At 72.6% G+C, this 18,593-nt stretch carries 18 protein-coding genes; 14 read left to right on the plus strand and 4 right to left on the minus strand.

Annotation, left to right across the window (positions count from 1 at the left end; all coding sequences use genetic code 11):
* Positions 1-82 precede the first annotated feature (82 nt).
* Genes AC1DV7_RS14435 through tsaD form a run of 7 tightly spaced genes read left to right on the plus strand, consistent with a single transcriptional unit; the run spans position 83 to position 6,502 of the window.
* Positions 83-1,519, plus strand: a complete 1,437-nt coding sequence (locus tag AC1DV7_RS14435) for a hypothetical protein (protein WP_477597830.1) — start codon at positions 83-85, stop codon at positions 1,517-1,519.
* A 48-nt stretch (positions 1,520-1,567) separates the two neighbouring features.
* Positions 1,568-2,716, plus strand: coding sequence for an alanine racemase (gene alr / locus AC1DV7_RS14440; RefSeq protein WP_477597831.1), 1,149 nt, complete (start codon positions 1,568-1,570; stop codon positions 2,714-2,716).
* Positions 2,713-3,885 carry an alpha/beta fold hydrolase gene (locus AC1DV7_RS14445; protein ID WP_477597832.1) on the plus strand — a complete coding sequence of 391 codons (1,173 nt, stop codon included), beginning with the start codon at positions 2,713-2,715 and terminating at the stop codon, positions 3,883-3,885. Before alr ends, AC1DV7_RS14445 begins: the two co-directional genes overlap by 4 nt.
* Positions 3,878-4,351: a tRNA (adenosine(37)-N6)-threonylcarbamoyltransferase complex ATPase subunit type 1 TsaE gene (tsaE, locus tag AC1DV7_RS14450; protein WP_477597833.1), complete on the plus strand. Its 474-nt coding sequence runs from the start codon at positions 3,878-3,880 to the stop codon at positions 4,349-4,351. Before AC1DV7_RS14445 ends, tsaE begins: the two co-directional genes overlap by 8 nt.
* A complete protein-coding gene (gene tsaB, locus AC1DV7_RS14455) occupies positions 4,351-5,007 on the plus strand; it encodes a tRNA (adenosine(37)-N6)-threonylcarbamoyltransferase complex dimerization subunit type 1 TsaB (protein ID WP_477597834.1) in 657 nt (218 codons plus the stop codon). Before tsaE ends, tsaB begins: the two co-directional genes overlap by 1 nt.
* Entirely contained in the window at positions 5,004-5,453 is a 450-nt protein-coding gene (gene rimI / locus AC1DV7_RS14460; protein WP_477597835.1) for a ribosomal protein S18-alanine N-acetyltransferase, read from the plus strand. Before tsaB ends, rimI begins: the two co-directional genes overlap by 4 nt.
* Positions 5,453-6,502: a tRNA (adenosine(37)-N6)-threonylcarbamoyltransferase complex transferase subunit TsaD gene (gene tsaD, locus AC1DV7_RS14465; protein WP_477597836.1), complete on the plus strand. Its 1,050-nt coding sequence runs from the start codon at positions 5,453-5,455 to the stop codon at positions 6,500-6,502. The genes rimI and tsaD overlap by 1 nt, the downstream gene beginning before the upstream one ends.
* A 96-nt stretch (positions 6,503-6,598) precedes the next feature.
* Here tsaD and AC1DV7_RS14470 read toward each other — a convergent pair whose 3' ends face one another.
* A complete protein-coding gene (locus tag AC1DV7_RS14470) occupies positions 6,599-7,855 on the minus strand; it encodes a glycoside hydrolase family 3 N-terminal domain-containing protein (protein ID WP_477597837.1) in 1,257 nt (418 codons plus the stop codon).
* Positions 7,856-7,894: 39 nt separating this feature from the next.
* On the opposite strand from AC1DV7_RS14470, the gene AC1DV7_RS14475 reads away from it, so the two are divergent.
* Positions 7,895-8,878, plus strand: a complete 984-nt coding sequence (locus AC1DV7_RS14475; protein ID WP_477597838.1) for a nucleoside hydrolase — start codon at positions 7,895-7,897, stop codon at positions 8,876-8,878.
* Positions 8,878-9,702: a PfkB family carbohydrate kinase gene (locus tag AC1DV7_RS14480; RefSeq protein ID WP_477597839.1), complete on the plus strand. Its 825-nt coding sequence runs from the start codon at positions 8,878-8,880 to the stop codon at positions 9,700-9,702. The genes AC1DV7_RS14475 and AC1DV7_RS14480 overlap by 1 nt, the downstream gene beginning before the upstream one ends.
* A gap of 15 nt (positions 9,703-9,717) precedes the next feature.
* Here AC1DV7_RS14480 and AC1DV7_RS14485 read toward each other — a convergent pair whose 3' ends face one another.
* The 3 genes from AC1DV7_RS14485 to AC1DV7_RS14495 all read right to left on the minus strand — a co-directional run bounded on the left by AC1DV7_RS14485 (position 9,718) and on the right by AC1DV7_RS14495 (position 12,795).
* The gene (locus tag AC1DV7_RS14485; RefSeq protein WP_477597840.1) at positions 9,718-10,440 is read right to left on the minus strand and encodes a VldE C-terminal domain-containing protein; all 723 of its coding nucleotides are present in this window, start codon (positions 10,438-10,440) and stop codon (positions 9,718-9,720) included.
* Positions 10,441-10,614: 174 nt separating this feature from the next.
* A complete protein-coding gene (locus AC1DV7_RS14490; RefSeq protein ID WP_477597841.1) occupies positions 10,615-11,847 on the minus strand; it encodes a THUMP-like domain-containing protein in 1,233 nt (410 codons plus the stop codon).
* Positions 11,848-11,976: 129 nt separating this feature from the next.
* Positions 11,977-12,795 (minus strand): GNAT family N-acetyltransferase, encoded by an 819-nt coding sequence (locus tag AC1DV7_RS14495; RefSeq protein ID WP_477597842.1) that lies wholly within the window; start codon positions 12,793-12,795, stop codon positions 11,977-11,979.
* 261 nt (positions 12,796-13,056) lie between these two features.
* Between AC1DV7_RS14495 and groES the strand changes: the two genes are divergently transcribed.
* The 5 genes from groES to AC1DV7_RS14520 all read left to right on the plus strand — a co-directional run bounded on the left by groES (position 13,057) and on the right by AC1DV7_RS14520 (position 18,524).
* On the plus strand, positions 13,057-13,350 hold the full coding sequence (gene groES, locus AC1DV7_RS14500) for a co-chaperone GroES (RefSeq protein WP_056882342.1): 294 nt from the start codon (positions 13,057-13,059) through the stop codon (positions 13,348-13,350).
* 115 nt (positions 13,351-13,465) lie between these two features.
* Positions 13,466-15,082: a chaperonin GroEL gene (gene groL / locus AC1DV7_RS14505; RefSeq protein ID WP_477597843.1), complete on the plus strand. Its 1,617-nt coding sequence runs from the start codon at positions 13,466-13,468 to the stop codon at positions 15,080-15,082.
* Between the two features lie 228 nt (positions 15,083-15,310).
* Positions 15,311-16,825: a SigE family RNA polymerase sigma factor gene (locus tag AC1DV7_RS14510; protein ID WP_477597844.1), complete on the plus strand. Its 1,515-nt coding sequence runs from the start codon at positions 15,311-15,313 to the stop codon at positions 16,823-16,825.
* A 114-nt stretch (positions 16,826-16,939) separates the two neighbouring features.
* Positions 16,940-17,452 carry a SigE family RNA polymerase sigma factor gene (locus AC1DV7_RS14515; RefSeq protein ID WP_477597845.1) on the plus strand — a complete coding sequence of 171 codons (513 nt, stop codon included), beginning with the start codon at positions 16,940-16,942 and terminating at the stop codon, positions 17,450-17,452.
* A complete protein-coding gene (locus tag AC1DV7_RS14520; protein ID WP_477597846.1) occupies positions 17,445-18,524 on the plus strand; it encodes a hypothetical protein in 1,080 nt (359 codons plus the stop codon). Before AC1DV7_RS14515 ends, AC1DV7_RS14520 begins: the two co-directional genes overlap by 8 nt.
* Positions 18,525-18,593 lie beyond the last annotated feature (69 nt).

Here is an 18,593-nt window from a genome sequence, read left to right on the forward strand (position 1 = left end):
CACCCGAGTTGTCCGAGTCGCCCTACCGTCGAGCACTCGCTTCGCGCGAGCGCTCACGGCGGCGCTCGCCAGCATCGTCGTCGTGCTCGGAATGTCCACCACCGCCCTCGCCGCCGACCCGCCTGTGACGGGCACCTCGGTCAAGGTCACCTGGTCGTGCACGAGCACCCCGTGTCCGTGGGGTCCCACGGATGTGGCCCAGGCGCTGGTGTGGCCCTCGTCGATGGGCGCCCTGTCGACCCGGCACGGGTACACGACCTCGGCAGCGGTGTACGCCCCGAAGACCGCGGCGACCGGGTGGTCCGTCGCGATCACGTCCGGTGCGGCGAAGGTGTATGCCGGGCTCCCCGGCGGGTCGCACCGCGTGCTCGCGACGCTGGCGGCCGGTGGCGCGGCCTACGTCGTGACGGGTCTGGCCACCGGTGAGGTCGTCAGTGTCCAGAACCCGACGGTGTTCGGCTACGCCCTGACCGCGCCCGCCCCTGCGCCCACGCCCACGCCGACTCCGACTGCCACCCCGACCCCGACCCCGACGCCGACTCCCACGCCGACCCCGACTCCCACGCCGACCCCCACGCCGACCCCCACGCCCACGGGTCCGACCTCGGTCAGCGTGACCTGGACATGCACGGGCAGCCCGTGCCCGTGGGGTCCCACGGACGTGGCCCACGCGCTGGTGTGGCCCGCCTCGATGGGCGCGATGTCGACCCGGCACGGCTACACGACCTCGGCAGCGGTGTACGCCCCCCAGGCGGCGGCGACCGGGTGGACCGTCGCGATCACGTCCGGTTCCGCGAAGGTGTATGCCGGGCTGCCCGGGGGGACGCACCGCGTGCTCGCGACGCTGGCAGCCGGTGGTGCGGGGTACGTCGTGACGGGTCTTGCTTCCGGTGAGGTCGTCAGCGTCCAGTCTCCGTCGGTCTTCGGCTACGGCCTGACCGAGCCGGTGGCTGGCCCTGACCCGACGCCGACCCCCACCTCGACAGAGACCCCGACCACGACCACGACCACGACCCCGACGCCGACCCCGACGCCGACCCCCACCCCGACGCCCACACCGACCCCGACTCCGACGCCCACTGCCGCCGCGTGCACCGACCCGGTGACGTGCAGCCCGGTGAGCTGGATCGAGAGCCGCTGGGAGTGCAACATCCCGGAGTGCAGCGGCGGCGCGTGGGCCGGTGGCGTGATCTCCTGGCCGGAGGGCACCGCGTACTCGAGCAACAACCGGACGAGCTACAACTCCCGCACCGTGAAGTCACTGTCCGGTCAGCCGCTGTACCCGTACATGGGCTCCTGGGCCACCGGGTGCCAGCTGACGGTGGTCGACGGCGCGGTCCTGGTGATCGAGTGGAAGCGCGGCAGCAACACGTGGCGCCAGACGCTGGTCAACGCGGGTGAGAGCTACACGATCAACCTGGTCGGCGACGAGGACGGGGCGATGCTGGAGACCCCGAACAACACCGTGCCGTTCAGCGTCACGCTGCAGAACTGCAACCCGCAGCCGCTGACCCCCTGAGGCCCGCCCGGGCGCGGGCGACAGGGGCTCTGACAGACTGACGGGGCCATGAGCACACCAGTCCTGCCCTCCTGCGCCCACGTCGACCTCGGTGCCATCCGAGACAACGTCGCGGCGCTGAAGGCGCATGCCGGGTCCGCCGAGGTGATGGCCGTAGTCAAGGCAGACGCCTACGGCCACGGGCTGCTCCCGGCCGCCCGGGCGGCCGCGCGCGGCGGTGCCACCTGGCTCGGCGTCGCGCAGCTCGCCGAGGCGGTCGAGCTCGTGCAGGCGGGCATCACGACTCGGGTGCTCTCGTGGCTGCACGTGCCCGGGCAGGACTTCACGGAGGCCGTCTCCCTGGGCATCGAGCTCGGCGTCTCGTCAGCGTGGTCCCTCGACCAGGCCCTTGCTGCTGCGGCGGCCACCGGGCGCACCGCCCGGGTCCACCTCAAGGTCGACACGGGTCTGGGTCGCAACGGCGCGTGGGATGCCGACCTCCTGGCGCTGGTCGCCGCCGTCGGCCGCGCGCAGGCCGAGGGGGCGCTCGAGCTGGTCGGGGTGTTCTCGCACTTCGCCTACGCCGACGCGCCCGCCCACCCCACCGTCCGCGCCCAGCAGGAGCAGTTCGAGGCCGTCGTGGCCCAGTTCGAGGCTGCCGGGCTGCGCCCGCAGGTGCGACACCTGGCCAACTCCGCCGCCACCCTCACGAACCCCTCCGCCCACTACGACCTCGTGCGCCCCGGCGTCGCGGTCTACGGGCTCTCCCCGGTGCCTGACCTCGGGGCGCCCGCCGACTTCGGGTTGCGCGAGGCGATGCGGCTGGTCTCCAGGCTCTCCCTGGTCAAGGACTGCCCCGCCGGGCAGGGCGTCTCCTACGGGCACACCTACACGACCGCGTCCGACACCCGCCTGGGCCTCGTGCCGATGGGCTACTCCGACGGCATACCGCGGCACGCCTCCAACGCCGGACCCGTGCAGGTGGGCGACCGGACCTACACGGTCGCCGGTCGCGTCTGCATGGACCAGTTCGTGCTCGACCTCGGGGCCGACTCAACGGCTGCGGCGGGTGACGAGGCCGTCCTCTTCGGAGTCGGGGCACTGGGCGAGCCCACTGCCCAGGACTGGGCGCAGGCCGCACAGACCATCAACTACGAGATCGTGACCCGGGTGGGGGCGCGGGTGCCACGGGTCTACGTCGAGGAGGCCCACGCGTGAGTCCCGTCAACCGCAGCCTGATCGGTCTGGGCATCGGCCTGGCCGCCGCGGGCGCCGCCACCGGCGCGGGCATCGTCGCGGGCCGGGCGAGCAAGGAGCGGCACGCTCGCCTGTCGGTCCTGGCGCCCGAGGGGGCCTACGCCCACACGCCCGACAAGGAGTTCGTGGTCGAGGCGGACGACGGCGTCCGCCTGCACGTCGAGGTCGACGAGCCGGCGGCCGACGAGGCCTCACCCGACAAGCCCACCGTCGTGTTCTCGCACGGCTTCTGCCTCAGCCACCAGAGCTGGGTCCTGCAGCGCAAGGCCCTGATCCGCGAGGGCTACCGCGTCGTCGCCTGGGACCAGCGCGGTCACGGCGCCTCGGGGCGCGGCAGCGAGGAGTCCTGCGACATCGACCAGCTGGGCCGCGACCTGCACGCGGTGATCCGCGAGGCGGCGCCAGAGGGGTCGCTCGTCCTCATCGGGCACTCCATGGGTGGCATGACCATGATGGCGCTGGCCGACCAGTTCCCCGAGGTGGTGCGCGAGCGCGTGCTGGCGGTCGCCTTCGTCGCCACCAGCGCCGGCGGTGCCCAGCTGGTCTCGCTCGGGTTCGGTCAGTACTTCGGCAAGCTGGTGGGCCGGTTCGGCCCCGGGGTGCTCGACCGGCTGTCCGCGCGACCTGGTTTCGTCCGCGGTGCGCTCCGCGCCGGTCGTGACATCGAGGAGTTCCTCGTCGAGCGCTGGAGCTTCGCATCGCCCGTGCCGCCCGCGGCCGTACGGCTGACGGGCGACATGATCTTCGGGACGCCGCTCGACGTCATGGCCGACTTCCTGCCCACCTTCGACCAGCACGACAAGCGCCACGCCCTCGTGCACTTCCACGGCATCGAGGCGTTGGTGCTCAACGGAGTTCGCGACGTGCTCACGCCTCCCGACCACAGCGAGGAGATCGTCCGGCTCATCCCGGGCGCCGAGCACGTGGTCATCGAGGAAGCCGGTCACATCATCATGCTCGAGCACCCCGAGGTGCTCACCGAGCAGTTCACTGCGCTCATCGAGCGCGGCATGCGCGCGGCGACCGAGGGCGTGCGGGTCTCCGGGAAGCCGCGCGTGCGCCGCACCGTCACGGACCTCGCCAAGCGCCGCCGCGTCGCCAAGGCGCGCCGCGGAGGCAAGAGTGCCTGACGTCACGAGCCCGCCCCTGCCCACCGCCGAGGACACCCGGGACTGGGGTGCCAGGTTCGCCACGGTCCTGCGCGCGGGCGACCTCGTCGTCCTGACCGGGGGCCTCGGCGCGGGCAAGACCACGCTCACCCAGGGCATCGCCGAGGGACTCGGGGTGCGCGGCCCCATCACGTCGCCGACGTTCGTCATCGCTCGCGTGCACCCCTCACTGGTGGGCGGACCGGCCCTCGTGCACGTCGACGCCTACCGGCTCGGGGGGTTCGCCGAGCTCGACGACCTCGACCTCGACACGTCGCTGGAGGGCTCCGTCACCGTGGTGGAGTGGGGCCACGGTCTTGCCGAGGACCTGTCGGAGGACCGCCTCGAGCTGGTCCTCGAGGGTGACGAGGTCCGCACGGTCGGCGTGCTCGCCCACGGTGCCCGGTGGCGCGACGTCGACCTGTCGACCCTGGGGGCGGTGGCCTGATGCTGCTGCTGGCGATCGACACCTCCACCTCGGCGATCACCGTGGGGCTGCACGGCACGCCTCACCCCGTCACCGCCACGGTCATCGACGCCCGAGCCCACACCGAGCACGTCGCCCCGCTCATCGAGCGCTGCCTGGCCACCGCGGGCGTGACGCCGGCCGACGTCACCGACGTCGTGGTGGGCACCGGACCGGGGCCGTTCACCGGGCTGCGGGTCGGGGTCGTCACCGGGCTCGTGTTCGCCCACGCTCGCGGCATCCCGGTGCACGGCGTCTGCAGCCTGGACGCCCTGGCGGCGGTGGCCGCCCAGCAGGTCGGTGACGGCGACCTGCTCGTGGCGACCGACGCCCGCCGCAAGGAGGTCTACTGGTCGCGGTATGCCGTGCGGGCCGGCCGCGCGACGCGGCTCACCGAGCCTGCCGTGGACCGGCCGGGCGACCTCCCCGCCGACCTGCGCGCCCTGCCGACCGCAGGACGCGGGCCGGTCCTCTACCCCGACCTGTTCGCCAACCCCCTCGACGTGCTGGACGTCGACGCGGCGGCCCTCGCCCAGGTGGCGACCGAGGGCATCCACGACGGCATCCCGATGCCGGTCGAGCCGTTGTACCTGCGCCGTCCCGACGCCCTCACCACCGCCGAGCGAGCACGCGCATGAGGGACCTGCACTGGAGCGACCTGCCGGCACTCGTCGCCCTCGAGACCGAGCTGTTTCCGGACGACGCGTGGTCCGAGCCGACGTGGTGGGCCGAGCTCGCGGCCAGGCCGCGACGGTCCTACGTCGTCGTCCCTGACGCCGAAGGCACCGTCGTGGGCTACGGCGGCCTCGACCTGGGCGGCGAGGTCGCCGACATCATGACGATGGCCGTGGCTCCCGCGGCCCAAGGCCGCGGGATCGGGCGCCAGCTGCTCGACGAGCTGGTCGCGCGGGCGCAGGCCGACCACGCGGCATACCTCATGCTCGAGGTCCGCGCTGACAACGAACCGGCCCGAAAGCTCTATGCGACAAGGGGATTCGAGACCTTGACCGTCCGACGTCGCTACTACCAGCCCGGCGACGTCGACGCGCACGTGCTGCGCCTGACGCTGGCGGAGGTGAGCTGATGGCGACCGACCAGCCCCTGGTCCTCGGCCTCGAGACGTCCTGCGACGAGACCGGCGTGGGCATCGTGCGGGGTGAGACGCTGCTGGTCGACGCGATCGCGAGCAGCGTCGACGAGCACGCCCGGTTCGGTGGGGTGGTGCCCGAGGTCGCGAGTCGGGCACACCTCGAGGCGATGGTGCCGACGATCGAGGGCGCGGCGCGCGAGGCGGGCGTGCGGCTGTCCGACCTCGACGCCATCGCTGTCACGTCGGGGCCGGGCCTCGCGGGCGCCCTCATGGTGGGCGTCGCCGCGGCGAAGTCGCTGTCCGTGGCGCTCGGCAAGCCGCTCTATGGCGTCAACCACCTCGCGTCGCACGTGGCCGTCGACATCGTCGAGCACGGTCCGCTGCCCGAGCCGACGCTGGCCATGCTCGTCTCGGGCGGCCACTCCTCGCTGTTGCTGGTGCCCGACGTCACCCACGACATCCAGTCGCTCGGGTCGACCATCGACGACGCGGCGGGGGAGGCGTTCGACAAGGTCGCTCGGGTGCTGGGTCTGCCGTTCCCGGGTGGCCCGCACATCGACCGGGTCGCGCGGGAGGGCAACCGGGTGGCCATCGACTTCCCCCGCGGCCTCACGACGGGTCGCGACCTGGAGCGCTACCGGTTCGACTTCTCGTTCTCGGGGCTGAAGACCGCGGTGGCACGGTGGGTGCAGGCGCGCGAGGCTGCCGGGGAGCCGGTGCCGGTCGCCGACGTCGCGGCGTCGTTCCAGGAGGCGGTGACCGACGTCCTCACCCGCAAGGCCGTCGCGGCCTGCCGGGAGCACGGCGTCGCGAACCTCCAGATCGGCGGTGGGGTGGCGGCCAACTCGCGGTTGCGGGCCATGGCCCAGGAGCGGTGCGACGCCGCCGGCATCTCGCTGCGCGTCCCGCGACCGGGGCTGTGCACGGACAACGGCGCCATGGTGGCGTCGCTGGGGGCCCAGATGGTGCTCAAGGGGCGTGCGCCGTCGCCGCTGGGGCTGCCGGCCGACTCCTCGATGCCGGTGACCCAGATCCAGTCCTAGTCGCAGCCCCTCAGCGACAGTCTGGCCGACGAGAGACCGCCTGGCCCCTGTCGCGGGGTGGGCTCGGCGCACTTCGGTGGGCCGAGCCGGAGGGTGCTAGCCGCAGCGCACGAGGCCGAGGTCGGCCTTGAGGTCGAGCACCCGTGCCGCAGCCGCGTCGACCTGGGCCCCGAAGGCCTTGCTGGAGGCCCGCTTCGTGGCGATGGCGGCCAGCATGGGCGGGGCCTGCGACGCCGTGGCGGTCAGCACGATGTCGCCGCCCGCTGCGATGAAGCGGGTCGCGCGCGCCCCGACCGGGACCGCCGCCACTGCCTTGGCGGCACCGACGTCGTCCGTGATCACCACCCCGTCGAAGCCGAGCCGGTCGCGCAGCAGGTCCGTGACGATCGCCCTGGAGAACATCGCCCGGTTGTCCGAGTCGAGCTGGGGGTAGCGGGCCGAGGAGACCATGACGAGCGGGGCGCCCGCCTCGATGCCGGCCCGGAACGGCTCGAGGTACGGGTCGTCGGTGCTGGCCACGGTGTCGGTCGTGCCCTGGGAGGTCAGGTCGGTGTTGCCCGTGACGCGGCCCAGGCCGGGGAAGTGCTTGACCGTGGGCGCGATGCCCGCGGCGAGGGTGCCCTTGACGAAGGCGGTCGCAAGCCGCGCGTTCACCGCGGGGTTGCCGGGGGAGAAGTCGCGGCGGTACCGGCCGATCGGCTGGTTGGCGGCGCCGAGGGAGGTCGGGACGGTGTCGGCGACCGGAGCGAGGTTGATGTTCACGCCGGCCTTCTTGAGCTCTCGTGACCAGGCCTCGACGTTCTTCTCCTCGGTGGCGACACCGGACTGGGCCTGGGTGCGCGCCGAGGGCATGCGGGTGAAACCGGGCCCGCGCAGCTGCTGGACCTGACCGCCCTCCTGGTCGGCGGCGAGGAGCAGGCCACCGCCCGCGGCAGTCTGCAGTCGCGTGGACACGGTGGCGACCGAGGCGCTGCCGCCGGACCAGCCGCCGAGGAAGATCACGCCGCCCAGGTCCTGGGCCTTGACCTGCGCAGCCAGGGCGCGCGAGCTGCCGGTCGGTTGCAGGCCGACCATGAGCAGCTGCCCGGCCCGCTGGGCTGGAGTCAACTCGGCCGCGAGCCGCTCCCCGCACGAGGGGGCGGCCGTGGTGGTGGTGGTGGTCGTCGTCGTGGTCGAGGAGGTCGAGGTGCTCGGGGAGCCGGGACTCGTCGTCGTGGTGCTGCTCGACGCGGACCTGGCGGACCCTGTCGGGGCCCCGCCGGTCCCGCCGGTGCACGCGGTGACCACGCCCAGCGCCAGCGTCGCCGCGCCCACGGTCAGCACGCGGAGGGCGGGAGCGGGTCGGGCGGTCACCGAGGGACCGTACCCCAACGCTCTGGCAGGATCGAATGCGTGACCCTGCCCGTGATCCTCGACGTCGACACCGGAGTCGACGATGCCTGCGCCCTCCTCCTCGCGGCGCTCCACCCGGCACTCGACCTGCGTGCCGTGACCTGCGTCGGCGGCAACGCCGACGTCGACTCGGTCGTGGCCAACACCCTCACGGTGCTCGACGCGGCCGGGCGCGAGGACGTGGTCGTGGCGCGCGGCGCAGAGCGCCCACTGCTCGAGGAGCCGAAGGACGCCCGGGTCGTCCACGGTGAGGACGGAATGGGCGACCTCGACTGGCCACGGTCGACCCGCACGCCGGACCCGCGTCATGCCGTCGAGGTGCTGCGCGATGTGCTGATGGCGGCTGCCGAGCACGGCCACGACGCCGACCGGGTGACTCTCGTCCCGCTCGCGCCGCTGACCAACATCGCCCTCCTGTTGCGCACCTATCCCAGCGCTGCCAGGGGGATTCGCGAGATCGTGTTCATGGGAGGAGCAGCCCAGGTCGGCAACGTCACGGCCTCGGCGGAGTTCAACGTCTTCCATGACCCCGAGGCGGCTGCGGTGGTCCTGGACGCCTGCGTCGACCTCGACATCCCGGTGACGATGTACGGCCTGGACGTCTTCTACGAGCCACGGGTCGAGCTCGAGACGGCTCGCACGCTCGTCGCAGCCGGGGGTGGTGGCGCCGCCGAGCTGGGCGGGCGCCTCGTCGAGTTCCAGTGCGGGCGCTTCGGCACGGACTCGGCGACCCTGGGTGACGCGGGGGCGGTGTGCGCCGTCATCGAGCCGGGCGGCGTCACCCGGCGACGGCTGCCCGTCAGGGTCGAGCTCGCCGGCACGTGGTCGCGAGGACGCACGATCGTCGACTCGCGGGACTGGGCCGCAGGCATCGACTACGACCCCCACGGGCAGGCACGCTCCACGATCGACGTGTGCCTCGAGGTCGACGCCCGGCGCTACGCGACCCTGTGGCTCGACACCGTCTCGGGCGGGATGCGCTGATGGGCCGCGTCGTGGTGCTCGGGTCCCTCAACGTCGACCTCGTCGTCGACGTGCAACGCCATCCCCGGCCCGGTGAGACGATCCTCGCGCTCGGTGACACTCGCCGGTTCGCCGGCGGCAAGGGCGGCAACCAGGCCGTTGCCGCCGCGGCGGCCGGGGCCGTCGTGACCGTGGTCGGTGCCGTGGGCGACGACGACGGTGGCACGGCATACCTGCGCAGGCTGGGGGAGCGGGGCGTCGACGTGACCCCTGTGCAGACCTTGGCCGGCACCCCCACGGGCCAGGCCTGGATCACCGTCGACGACGCCGGCGAGAACGCCATCGTCGTCATCCCCGGGGCGAACGGGCGCGTCGACGCCCTCGCGGTCCCGGACCTCGGACCGGGTGACGTCCTGCTGGCACAGCTCGAGGTGCCCGTCCCGGTCGTGGCGAGGGCCGCCCGGGCGGCGCACGCTCGGGGCGCGCGCGTGGTCGTCAACGCCGCCCCGTATGCCGCGTTGCCGGCCGACGTGGCTGCGCTCGCCGACCCGGTGGTGGTCAACGAGCACGAGGCCATGCAGCTCGGGGAGTCCGGCGTCGTGCCGGGCTCGCTGCTGGTGACCTTCGGCGCCGCAGGGTGCAGCTGGGACGGCGAGCAGTTCCACGGCGAGGCGGTGGACGGCGCCGATGTCGTCGACACGACGGGCGCAGGCGATGCCTTCTGTGGGGCACTGGCGGCCGCGCTGGCTCAGGGCGCTGACCGGCGGGCAGCGGTCGCGGCGGCCATGGCGGCCGGAGCCGACACCGTGCGCCACCAGGGAGCGCAGCGCGACCCTGAGCTCTAGGCGGCGGTCAGGCGGTCAGTTGACCGAGACGTGCACGTGGTCCATGTGGTTGGCGGTGATACCGCCACGGTCCGACATGGGCTTCCAGGTGCCGCTGCTGGGGTACCAGATCCGCTGGTACCAGATGATGTACTTCACGTTGAGCTCTGCCGCGTGCGCCATGACGTAGGCGGCGACGGCGTCACCGGCCGATCGGGACGGGACCATCGCGTCGACGGCGTTGCCGGTGCCGTGGTCCATGTCGCCGGGGCGGTAGCCGCCGAAGCTCGTGACCTGCGGGCAGTTGTCGCGGAGCGCATTGAGCACGACCAGCCCGTGCTGGGTGAGGCCGAGCTCGTGGGGCAGGCCGGTGCGGCGGATGCTGCGCGACGCCTGCCTCTCACCACGGACAGCCGCGGCGTCGGAGGACTCGCCCGACCCCGAGGTCCGGGAGGGCTTGGCCAGGGCCTTGAAGCCGATCGCGCCGTAGTTCGCAGAGGCTCGGGGCGCAGCAGCCTCCTGTGCCTGGGCGGCCACGGTCACCTGCGGCGCCGTGAACGCGCTCGCGGTCAGCTGGATGGTCGGTGCCGCGGGGGGCGACGCGAACGCCGTCGCCAGGCCGAGCGCGGCCGTGCTGACTCCCAGGGCCTTGACGATCGAAGCGTGGCTGGGGCGCCGGATCGCCTGGATCAAGAGGCTCGCCGAGGACGGCCGGGCATGGGCGTGCCGGGCCGCTCGGGTCTGGGGGGTCGAAGACATCGGCTCCGACCATAGAAGACGCCCGCTGGTCGTGGCGAATCCCCGAGCGTGTCGAGTGGCCGGAGTCACGCGGAGCCCTGTGGTTCCGCGCATTTGCCGTCGAACGCGTGGTTGGCTGGGGCGCCCCCGCCGACTGGCGTGACAGCCTGCCTGCGACCCTCCTGTTGACCTGCCTCAGGCCGGTTGGACGATGAGCGCGACCTGGTTGCTGCGCACCCGGGTCAGCACGACGACGGCCTCGTGGTGGCCCTTGGCAGGGAGCCGGAGCTGGCGACGCAGCAGGTCCGCGTCGACGCTGACCCCGCGCTTCTTGATGGTCAGCCGGTCGATGCCGTGGTCGCGCAGCCAGCCCCGCAGCGCCTTGACGTTGAACGGCATCACCTCGACCACGGCATACCGGCGGGCGTAGGGGACCTCGACGGAGCGCGACGAGCCCACATAGCCGACCCCGGCATCGAGCTCGGCCCCGTCGGTCGCTGCGGTGAGCGCCCCGGTGAGCCCCGCCCGCAGCACGGCCCGGTCGGGCTCGTAGAGCCAGGCCCCGACGTCGGCAAGGTTGGTGAGGGTGGGCGCGGCCCCGTCCGTGTCTGCCTCGGTGACCTGCACGGCGGCGAGACCGTCACGCAGCACCGCGGCGGTGCGGCCGGGCGTGCGGGCCAGCGGCCCGAACCACACGGCGCACTCGACGACCTCGCCCTCCCACGAGGTCCACTGGGCCTCCGCTCGGGGCGGCAGAGCGGCATGGGGGAACGCCGGGCTGAGCTTGGTGCCCGTGGCCGGGAGGTCCCTCGCGACCGCCTGGACCGTGTCCCACGACGGCGAGATGGCGGCGAGGTTGAACACCCGGCGGGTGCGACCGGTGATGTCGGCGACGCCGGGCGTGCGACGGGCGGGGTCGAGCCAGGCGCCCACGCCGCGCGCGCCCTCGCCCTGGGGCGCGGTGAACTCCTCGACCACACCCTGGTTCGCCGTGGATTCCGGCCAGTGCCGCAGGTTGACCGCTGCGATGCCGGCCGTCACCTCGTCGGCGTCGATGGCCCGGACCCGGAGGTCGAGACCGGCCATGGCCATCGCGTCCGAGCCGATGCCGCACCCGAGGTCGTGCACGGTGTGCAGCCCGGCCGCGCGGAAGCGCTGCGCGTGCTGGGCGGCGACGGACAGTCGGGTGGCCTGCTCGAGGCCGTCCGACGTGAGGACCATGCCCCGCGCGAACTCCCCGAACTTGTCCCGCGCCCTGGCTCGCAGCCTGGCCTGGTTCAGGGCGGCGGCCACCAGGTCGGGGTCGAAGCCCGCGCCCCGCAGCCGCGCCTGGAGGGCCAGCGCCTGCGACTCGTCGTAGTCGGGCAGCGACTGGAGCAGGCCCCAGCCCTCGCCGCTGGTCAGGCGTCGCAGCAGGGCCAGGTCCATGGCCCGCATTGTGTCGTATGCGGGGTGGCCGCCACAGGTGCCCGGGTCGCCCGCCGCCGGTGCCCGGGGTCGCCCGCCGCCGGTGCCCGGGGTCGCCCGACCGCGGGTGCCGGGGTCGCCCGCCGCGGGTCAGCGGTCGCGGCGCCACTCGTACGGAGTCGTCGTCGACACCTTGAGGAGACCGGAGCGCTCGAGGATGGGCCGGGAGAACTCGGTCGAGTCGCTGTTGATGTAGCGCTTGCCGTAGCCCATGGCCGACCGCGCCCGCGCCGCCGTCAGGGCCCGGTAGATGCCCTTGCCGCGGTACTCCGGCCGAGTCGCGCCACCCCAGATCCCCGCGAAGTCCGTGTCCTCGACCGGCTCGAGCCGACCGGCGCTGACGATGCGGCCGTCGTGCTCGGCCACCCACATCTCCATGTCGTCGCGCGTCCGCAGCCGGTGCAGGATCTGCAGGAGGAGCTCCTGCGCCTCCTCTGGCTCGTCCCCGAACACCTCGGCCTGCATGGCACACATCGCGCGGACGTCCTCCTCGTCGGTCACCTGGCGCACCACCACGCCTTCGGGCAGCTCGACGTCGACGGCGAGCAGGTGGGCCTCGCCGATCATGATCGACTCGGGCTCGTCGGGCACGAACCCGCGTGCGACCAGTGCCTCGTGCAGCCCGGGGGCGCGGTCGTGGCCCCGGGTCTTCCACTCGACCCGGAGGATCTCCGGCATCGCCTCGTAGTGCGCCAGGGCCTGGTCCACCAGCTGGCGCACCGAGTCCTCGTCGGCAGGCCGTCCGTCGACGTCGAGGGTCTTGTAGGTGATGAACCCCCGGCCCCCGAGGTAGGTGGCGAGCACCAGCGGCCCGAGCCGCGGTGCGGTCAGGGCGGAGGAGAGCTCCTCGCGCAGCTGCTCGTCGTAGGCGCGCAGCAGGACGGCGGGGTCGCTGGTGGGGGTCGGCATGCGCCAGACACTGCCCGGTCCGGGGGGTTCGGCGCCACCGCATTTGGCCCGCGCCGTCCGCCCTCGGCGAACGCCCCGTCCAGTTCTGGCACTCGAGTTGACCGAGTGCTAACCACGAGCCTAGATTGGCGGTTGGCACTCCGGTTCGCCGAGTGCTAACGCAGCCGCCTGGTCGACCCCCGCGACGGCGACCGGACCGGCAGCACCCTGCACCACCCACCACTGTCCAACTTCGACATTCCCGAAGGGGAGGTCCTCACCGTGTCGGTTTCCATCAAGCCGCTCGAAGACCGCATCGTCGTCAAGTCCGTCGAGGCCGAGCAGACCACTGCGTCTGGCCTCGTCATCCCGGACACCGCGAAGGAGAAGCCCCAGGAGGGCGAGGTCCTTGCGATCGGCCCGGGCCGCATCGACGACAACGGCAACCGCGTCCCGCTCGACGTCACCGTCGGCGACCGCGTGATCTACAGCAAGTACGGCGGCACCGAGATCAAGCACGGCGGCGAGGAGTACCTCATCCTCTCCGCCCGCGACGTCCTCGCCATCGTCGGCTGAGCATCCGCACCTCGTGATTGACGTGCCCTGTGTGCCGGCCCGCCGGCATACAGGGCACGTCGCCTTTCACCCCGAATGTCAGCACCCCGATTTCGACTGCTAGAGAAGGACTTTCATGGCTAAGACGCTGGAGTTCAACGACTCCGCCCGCAAGTCGCTGGAGCGCGGCGTTGACGCGCTCGCGAACGCGGTCAAGGTGACGCTCGGCCCCAAGGGCCGCAACGTCGTCATCGACAAGAAGTGGGGCGCCCCCACGATCACCAACGACGGTGTGACCATCGCCCGCGAGATCGAGCTCGAGGACTCGTACGAGAACCTCGGCGCCCAGCTCGCCAAGGAGGTCGCCACCAAGACCAACGACGTCGCGGGTGACGGCACCACCACCGCCACCGTGCTCGCCCAGGCCATGGTCAAGGAGGGCCTGCGCAACGTTGCCGCGGGTGCCGCCCCGGCCAGCCTCAAGCGCGGCATCGACAAGGCCGTCGAGGCCGTGTCCGCCAAGCTGCTCGAGAACGCCCGCGAGATCGAGGGCAAGGAGGAGATCGCCCAGGTCGCCGCGCTGTCCGCCCAGGACGAGACGATCGGGTCGACCATCGCCGAGGCCTTCGACAAGGTCGGCAAGGACGGCGTCATCACCGTCGAGGAGTCCTCGACCGCGACGACCGAGCTCGAGTTCACCGAGGGCATGCAGTTCGACAAGGGCTACATCTCGCCCTACTTCATCTCCGATGCCGAGCGCATGGAGGCCGTGATCGAGGACGCCTACATCCTCATCAACCAGGGCAAGATCTCGGCCATCGCCGACGTCCTCCCCGTCCTCGAGAAGGTCGTCAAGAGCGGCAAGCCGCTGCTGATCATCGCCGAGGACATCGACGGCGAGGCGCTGTCGACCCTGGTGGTCAACAAGATCCGCGGCACCTTCAACGTGGTCGCGGTCAAGGCCCCCGGCTTCGGCGACCGCCGCAAGGCGATGCTGCAGGACATGGCGACCCTCACCGGTGGCCAGGTCATCTCCGAGGAGGTCGGGCTCAAGCTCGACCAGGCCGACCTCGACGTGCTGGGCCAGGCCCGCCGCGTCGTCGTCACCAAGGACACCACCACGATCATCGACGGCGCCGGAGACACCGACGACGTCACCGGCCGGGTCAACCAGATCAAGGCCGAGATCGAGCGCACGGACTCCGACTGGGACCGCGAGAAGCTCCAGGAGCGCCTCGCCAAGCTCGCCGGCGGCGTCTGCGTGATCAAGGTCGGTGCGCACACCGAGGTGGAGCTCAAGGAGAAGAAGCACCGCATCGAGGACGCCATCTCGGCGACCCGCGCGGCCATCGAGGAGGGCATCGTCGCCGGTGGCGGCTCCGCCCTCGTGCACGCCTCGGCCGTCATCGACGACCTCGGTCTCGAGGGCGACGAGGCCACCGGTTCGCTCATCGTCAAGAAGGCCGCGGCCGAGCCGCTGCGCTGGATCGCCGAGAACGCGGGCATGGAGGGCTACGTCGCAGTCTCCAAGGTGCGCGAGCTGACGGTCGGCAACGGCCTCAACGCCGCCACGGGCGAGTACGGCGACCTGATCAAGGCCGGTGTCATCGACCCGGTCAAGGTCACCCGCTCGGCCCTGCGCAACGCCGCGTCGATCGCTGCGATGGTCCTCACGACCGACACGCTCGTCGTGGAGAAGAAGGAAGACGAGGAGCCGGCGTCCGGCGGTCACGGCCACGGCCACGGCCACTGACCCACTCCTGACCCGGGCTGACGTGCGGCGCTGAGCCGCACGGCATACCTCCCGAAGGCCCGTCCCCCAGTGGGGCGGGCCTTCGGCGTTCCCGTATGCCGCGGGCGCCCTGCACGCCCAACGCGGCGAGTGTGGACGCCGGCGCAGGGGGTTCGCGCGGGGCGGATGCGGTGGGACGCTGGGGCCAGGCCCCGCACGGACGCGGGGCGCCGGTGCTGGGTGGTGGCGATGACTCGGTCGGAGTCGGCTCCGAGCCTGGAGGAGTATGTCGTCGCGCGCGGCTCCGACCTGGTGCGCCTCGCGTGGTTCCTCACCGGTGACGCCGCCGCCGCCGACGACCTCGTGGTGGACACGCTCGGACGGGCGGCCCGCGACTGGCACGGGCTCACCGACGACGGCGGTGGTGCGATCGACACCACCCTCACGCGGCGCCTGCTGCGCACCTTCCTGCACGGGCACGACCCTGCCCGCGACCCTGCCCGCGACCCTGCCAGCGACCGGGTGATCGATGGTGCAGGTGACCCGGCCGGCATCTCAGGTGGCCAGCCCCGAGCAGCGGGTGGGGCCTGGGCTGCGTTGCTGGGCCTGCCGCGTCACCAGCGGGCGGTCCTCGTGCTCCGGCACGCGCTGGACCAGCCGCCGGAGCGCGTCGCAGTCCTGCTGGACACCTCGACTGCGACCGTGGCGTCGCGCGAGCGGGCGGCGCTCGATGCCTTCGGGCGCAGCGAGTCGGGCGCCCGGGCGGTGCTGCCGGCCCTCGTCCCGTCCGACCCCTCGACCCACGGGCTCGCGAGCCGGGCCCGTGACCGGGTCGACGGGCGACGGCGGGTGCGCACGGTCGCCTCGTCGGCGGTGGCGGCCCTCGTCGTCGTCGCGGCAGCGGTGGTGGCTGCCACCAGCAGCCCGCCCAAGGTGCAGCCCGCTCCGGGGCCCACGACGACGACTCGGGTGGCCCTCAGCTGTCGCACGACGACGGCCGAGGCGTCCGTCCCGGACGAGGCCATCTGGGTGCTGAGCGACACGGCGACCGCGGTGCTGCTGTGTGCCCGACGAGACGACGACTCCGTGTGGCCGGGCTCGTTGCCGCCGGACGACGAGCTGACCGACCCCCGCGCGATCGACCTCGTGACCATCGAACCGCGGACGTCGGGGGTGGAGTGCGCCGGGCTTGTGGCGGGCCCGACCTACCGGCTCCTCGTGCGTGACCGCGACGGGGCGGTCCGCAGCTACGAGAACGAGGTACTGGCCTGCAACGGATGGCCCCTGCTCAGCAGCTACTACGTCGCGGTCGCCGAGCAACGGGCTGCCGAGGACCAGGCCGCGGCGGGGTTCCTCGGCTGCCCGGCACTGCTGGGCGAGCACCCCCGTGCCGCCGAGTCGAGCCCGAAACCCTTGCTGGCCAAGGGAACCGTGTTCACCCTCGCCACCGCGTGCCTCCACCAGCTGCCTCGCGACGATGTGGTCCCACGGTTCCGCGAGGTGCGTTCCAACGTCCTCGGCACGCCGCAGCTGGCCCAGCTGAACGCCGACGCCCGCCACGCCGGGTCCGCCCTCGGGTCGCTGCCGTCCTGCCCGATGGCGGGGTCGCTCGTCGTCGTGAGGGCGCTGACCGACTCCAACCGGCTGGTCGAGCTGAGCGGCGCGTGCGGGGACGTGCTGAGCGTCAACTGGTCCCCGAAGGACGTCTGGGCGGTGAGTGCCCAGACGTCGTCGATGCTTCAGGCACTGCTGTCCGGGCGGTGAGGTCCGCGTGGGGGAGGCGACCCGACCGGCGCGGTGACAACCTTGGAGCGGGGCCGACCGCTTCTCCCAGACATGAGGAACCCGTTGGCCGAAGGTGAGGGTGAGGTGGTCGTCATGACGCACACGGGGCCCCCGTCCTTCGACGACTACGTCAGCGCCCGCGGGGCCGACCTGCTGCGGACCGCGTGGTTGCTGACCGGCGACCACCAGCGTGCCGAGGACCTGGTCCAGACCGCCCTCGGCAAGGTGTGGCCGCACTGGGCCCGCATCACCCGCGACGGTTCGGGGTCGTACGACGCCTACGTCCGCCGCGTCATGATGACGACGTACATCGCCTGGTGGCGCCGGCGCTGGAACGGCGAGTACCCGACCGAGTTCCTCCCCGAGCGTCCGGCTGCCGCGGCCGACACCACCGAGCTGCGCCGCGACCTGCTCGCCGCGCTCGCCACCCTGCCCCGGGGGCAGCGCGCAGTCGTCGTGCTGCGCTACTTCGAGGACCTCACCGAGGTCCAGACCGCCCAACAGCTCGAGTGCAGCGTGGGAACGGTCAAGAGCCAGTGCGCGCGGGCCTTCGCCACGCTGCGCCACAGTCCGTTGCTCATGGACGAGGGGGCCCGTCATGACTGACATCGAGACCAGGTTGCGCGACGCGATGCACACCGCGACGCCGGAACGCTTCGACACCACGGGGCTCGCCCCAGGTGCCCACCGGTATGCCGTGCGCGCCCGTCGGCTGCGCGTCGCGAGCACGACACTGGTCGCGGCCGTCGTGATCGGTGCCATCGGCACCGCCGGCTCGGGCCTGTTCCGCGACCGTGCCACCGAACCGGCCGTCCCGAAGCCCTCGCAGACCACCAGCCCGATCAACATCTGCCCGGACCTCCAGAAGACGATCACGCCCCTCACCTCGGTCCCGGCGAGTCCGCTCAGCTCCCGCGCCGACGCGGTGCTGGTCTGCGCCCTCACCGGTGGGGACTCGGTCTGGCCGGGGTCGCTGCCCCCCGACGACGCCGTCCTCAAGCCGGCGACCATCGACATGCTGGACTGGCGGCTCGAGGGCGACCCGTCCGCATCCGGGTGTGGCAACCGTCCCAAGGGCGAAGCGTTCACCGTCAGCTACCGGGACCTGCAGGGCACCTCGCACACCTACCTCAACTCCGACCTGCTCTGCGACGGCTGGGTGTTCCTCGACTCCTACTACGTCGCCCTGTCCGAGCAGGGAGCCGACTACGCGAGCCACCAGCCAGCCCAGGACCCGTACCCGACCTGTCCGCCGATCCTCCCTGGCCTGGGGGAGAGCCTCGCGGGCAAGCCCGTGGCGCTGCCCAAGGGCACCGTGTTCACCTCCGCGATCACCTGCGCCCACCCCGTCGTCGACCCGCGTGCAGTCACCGCCGACGCGGTGCCACGGCTGCTCTACGTGCGACGTGGGGTGATGGGCGATCGCGACCTGGCGACGATCAACGCGAACCTGGCGAGGACCGGCTCCGGGAACGATGACCCGGGGTGCAAGGAGACGGCGCCCCTGAACGTGACCTTCGTGGTCCGCGCGGTGACCTCGAAGGGCGACCAGGTGTCGCTCACGGCACCCGCCGCCTGCCTTCCCCACTTCCACGTGAACGACCAGCAGGGTGTGACGATCACGCTGGAGCAGGCGACGGTCGACATGATCACCGGCCCGCTCAACCGCTTCCCCTGAGCGCGGCGCCGGTCGCGGCGCGGCCCTCGGTGCCAGGCCCGGTGCCGGGCGCGGTGCGGCCCCCTGCGC

Source organism: Pedococcus sp. P2_E4, assembly GCF_056403935.1.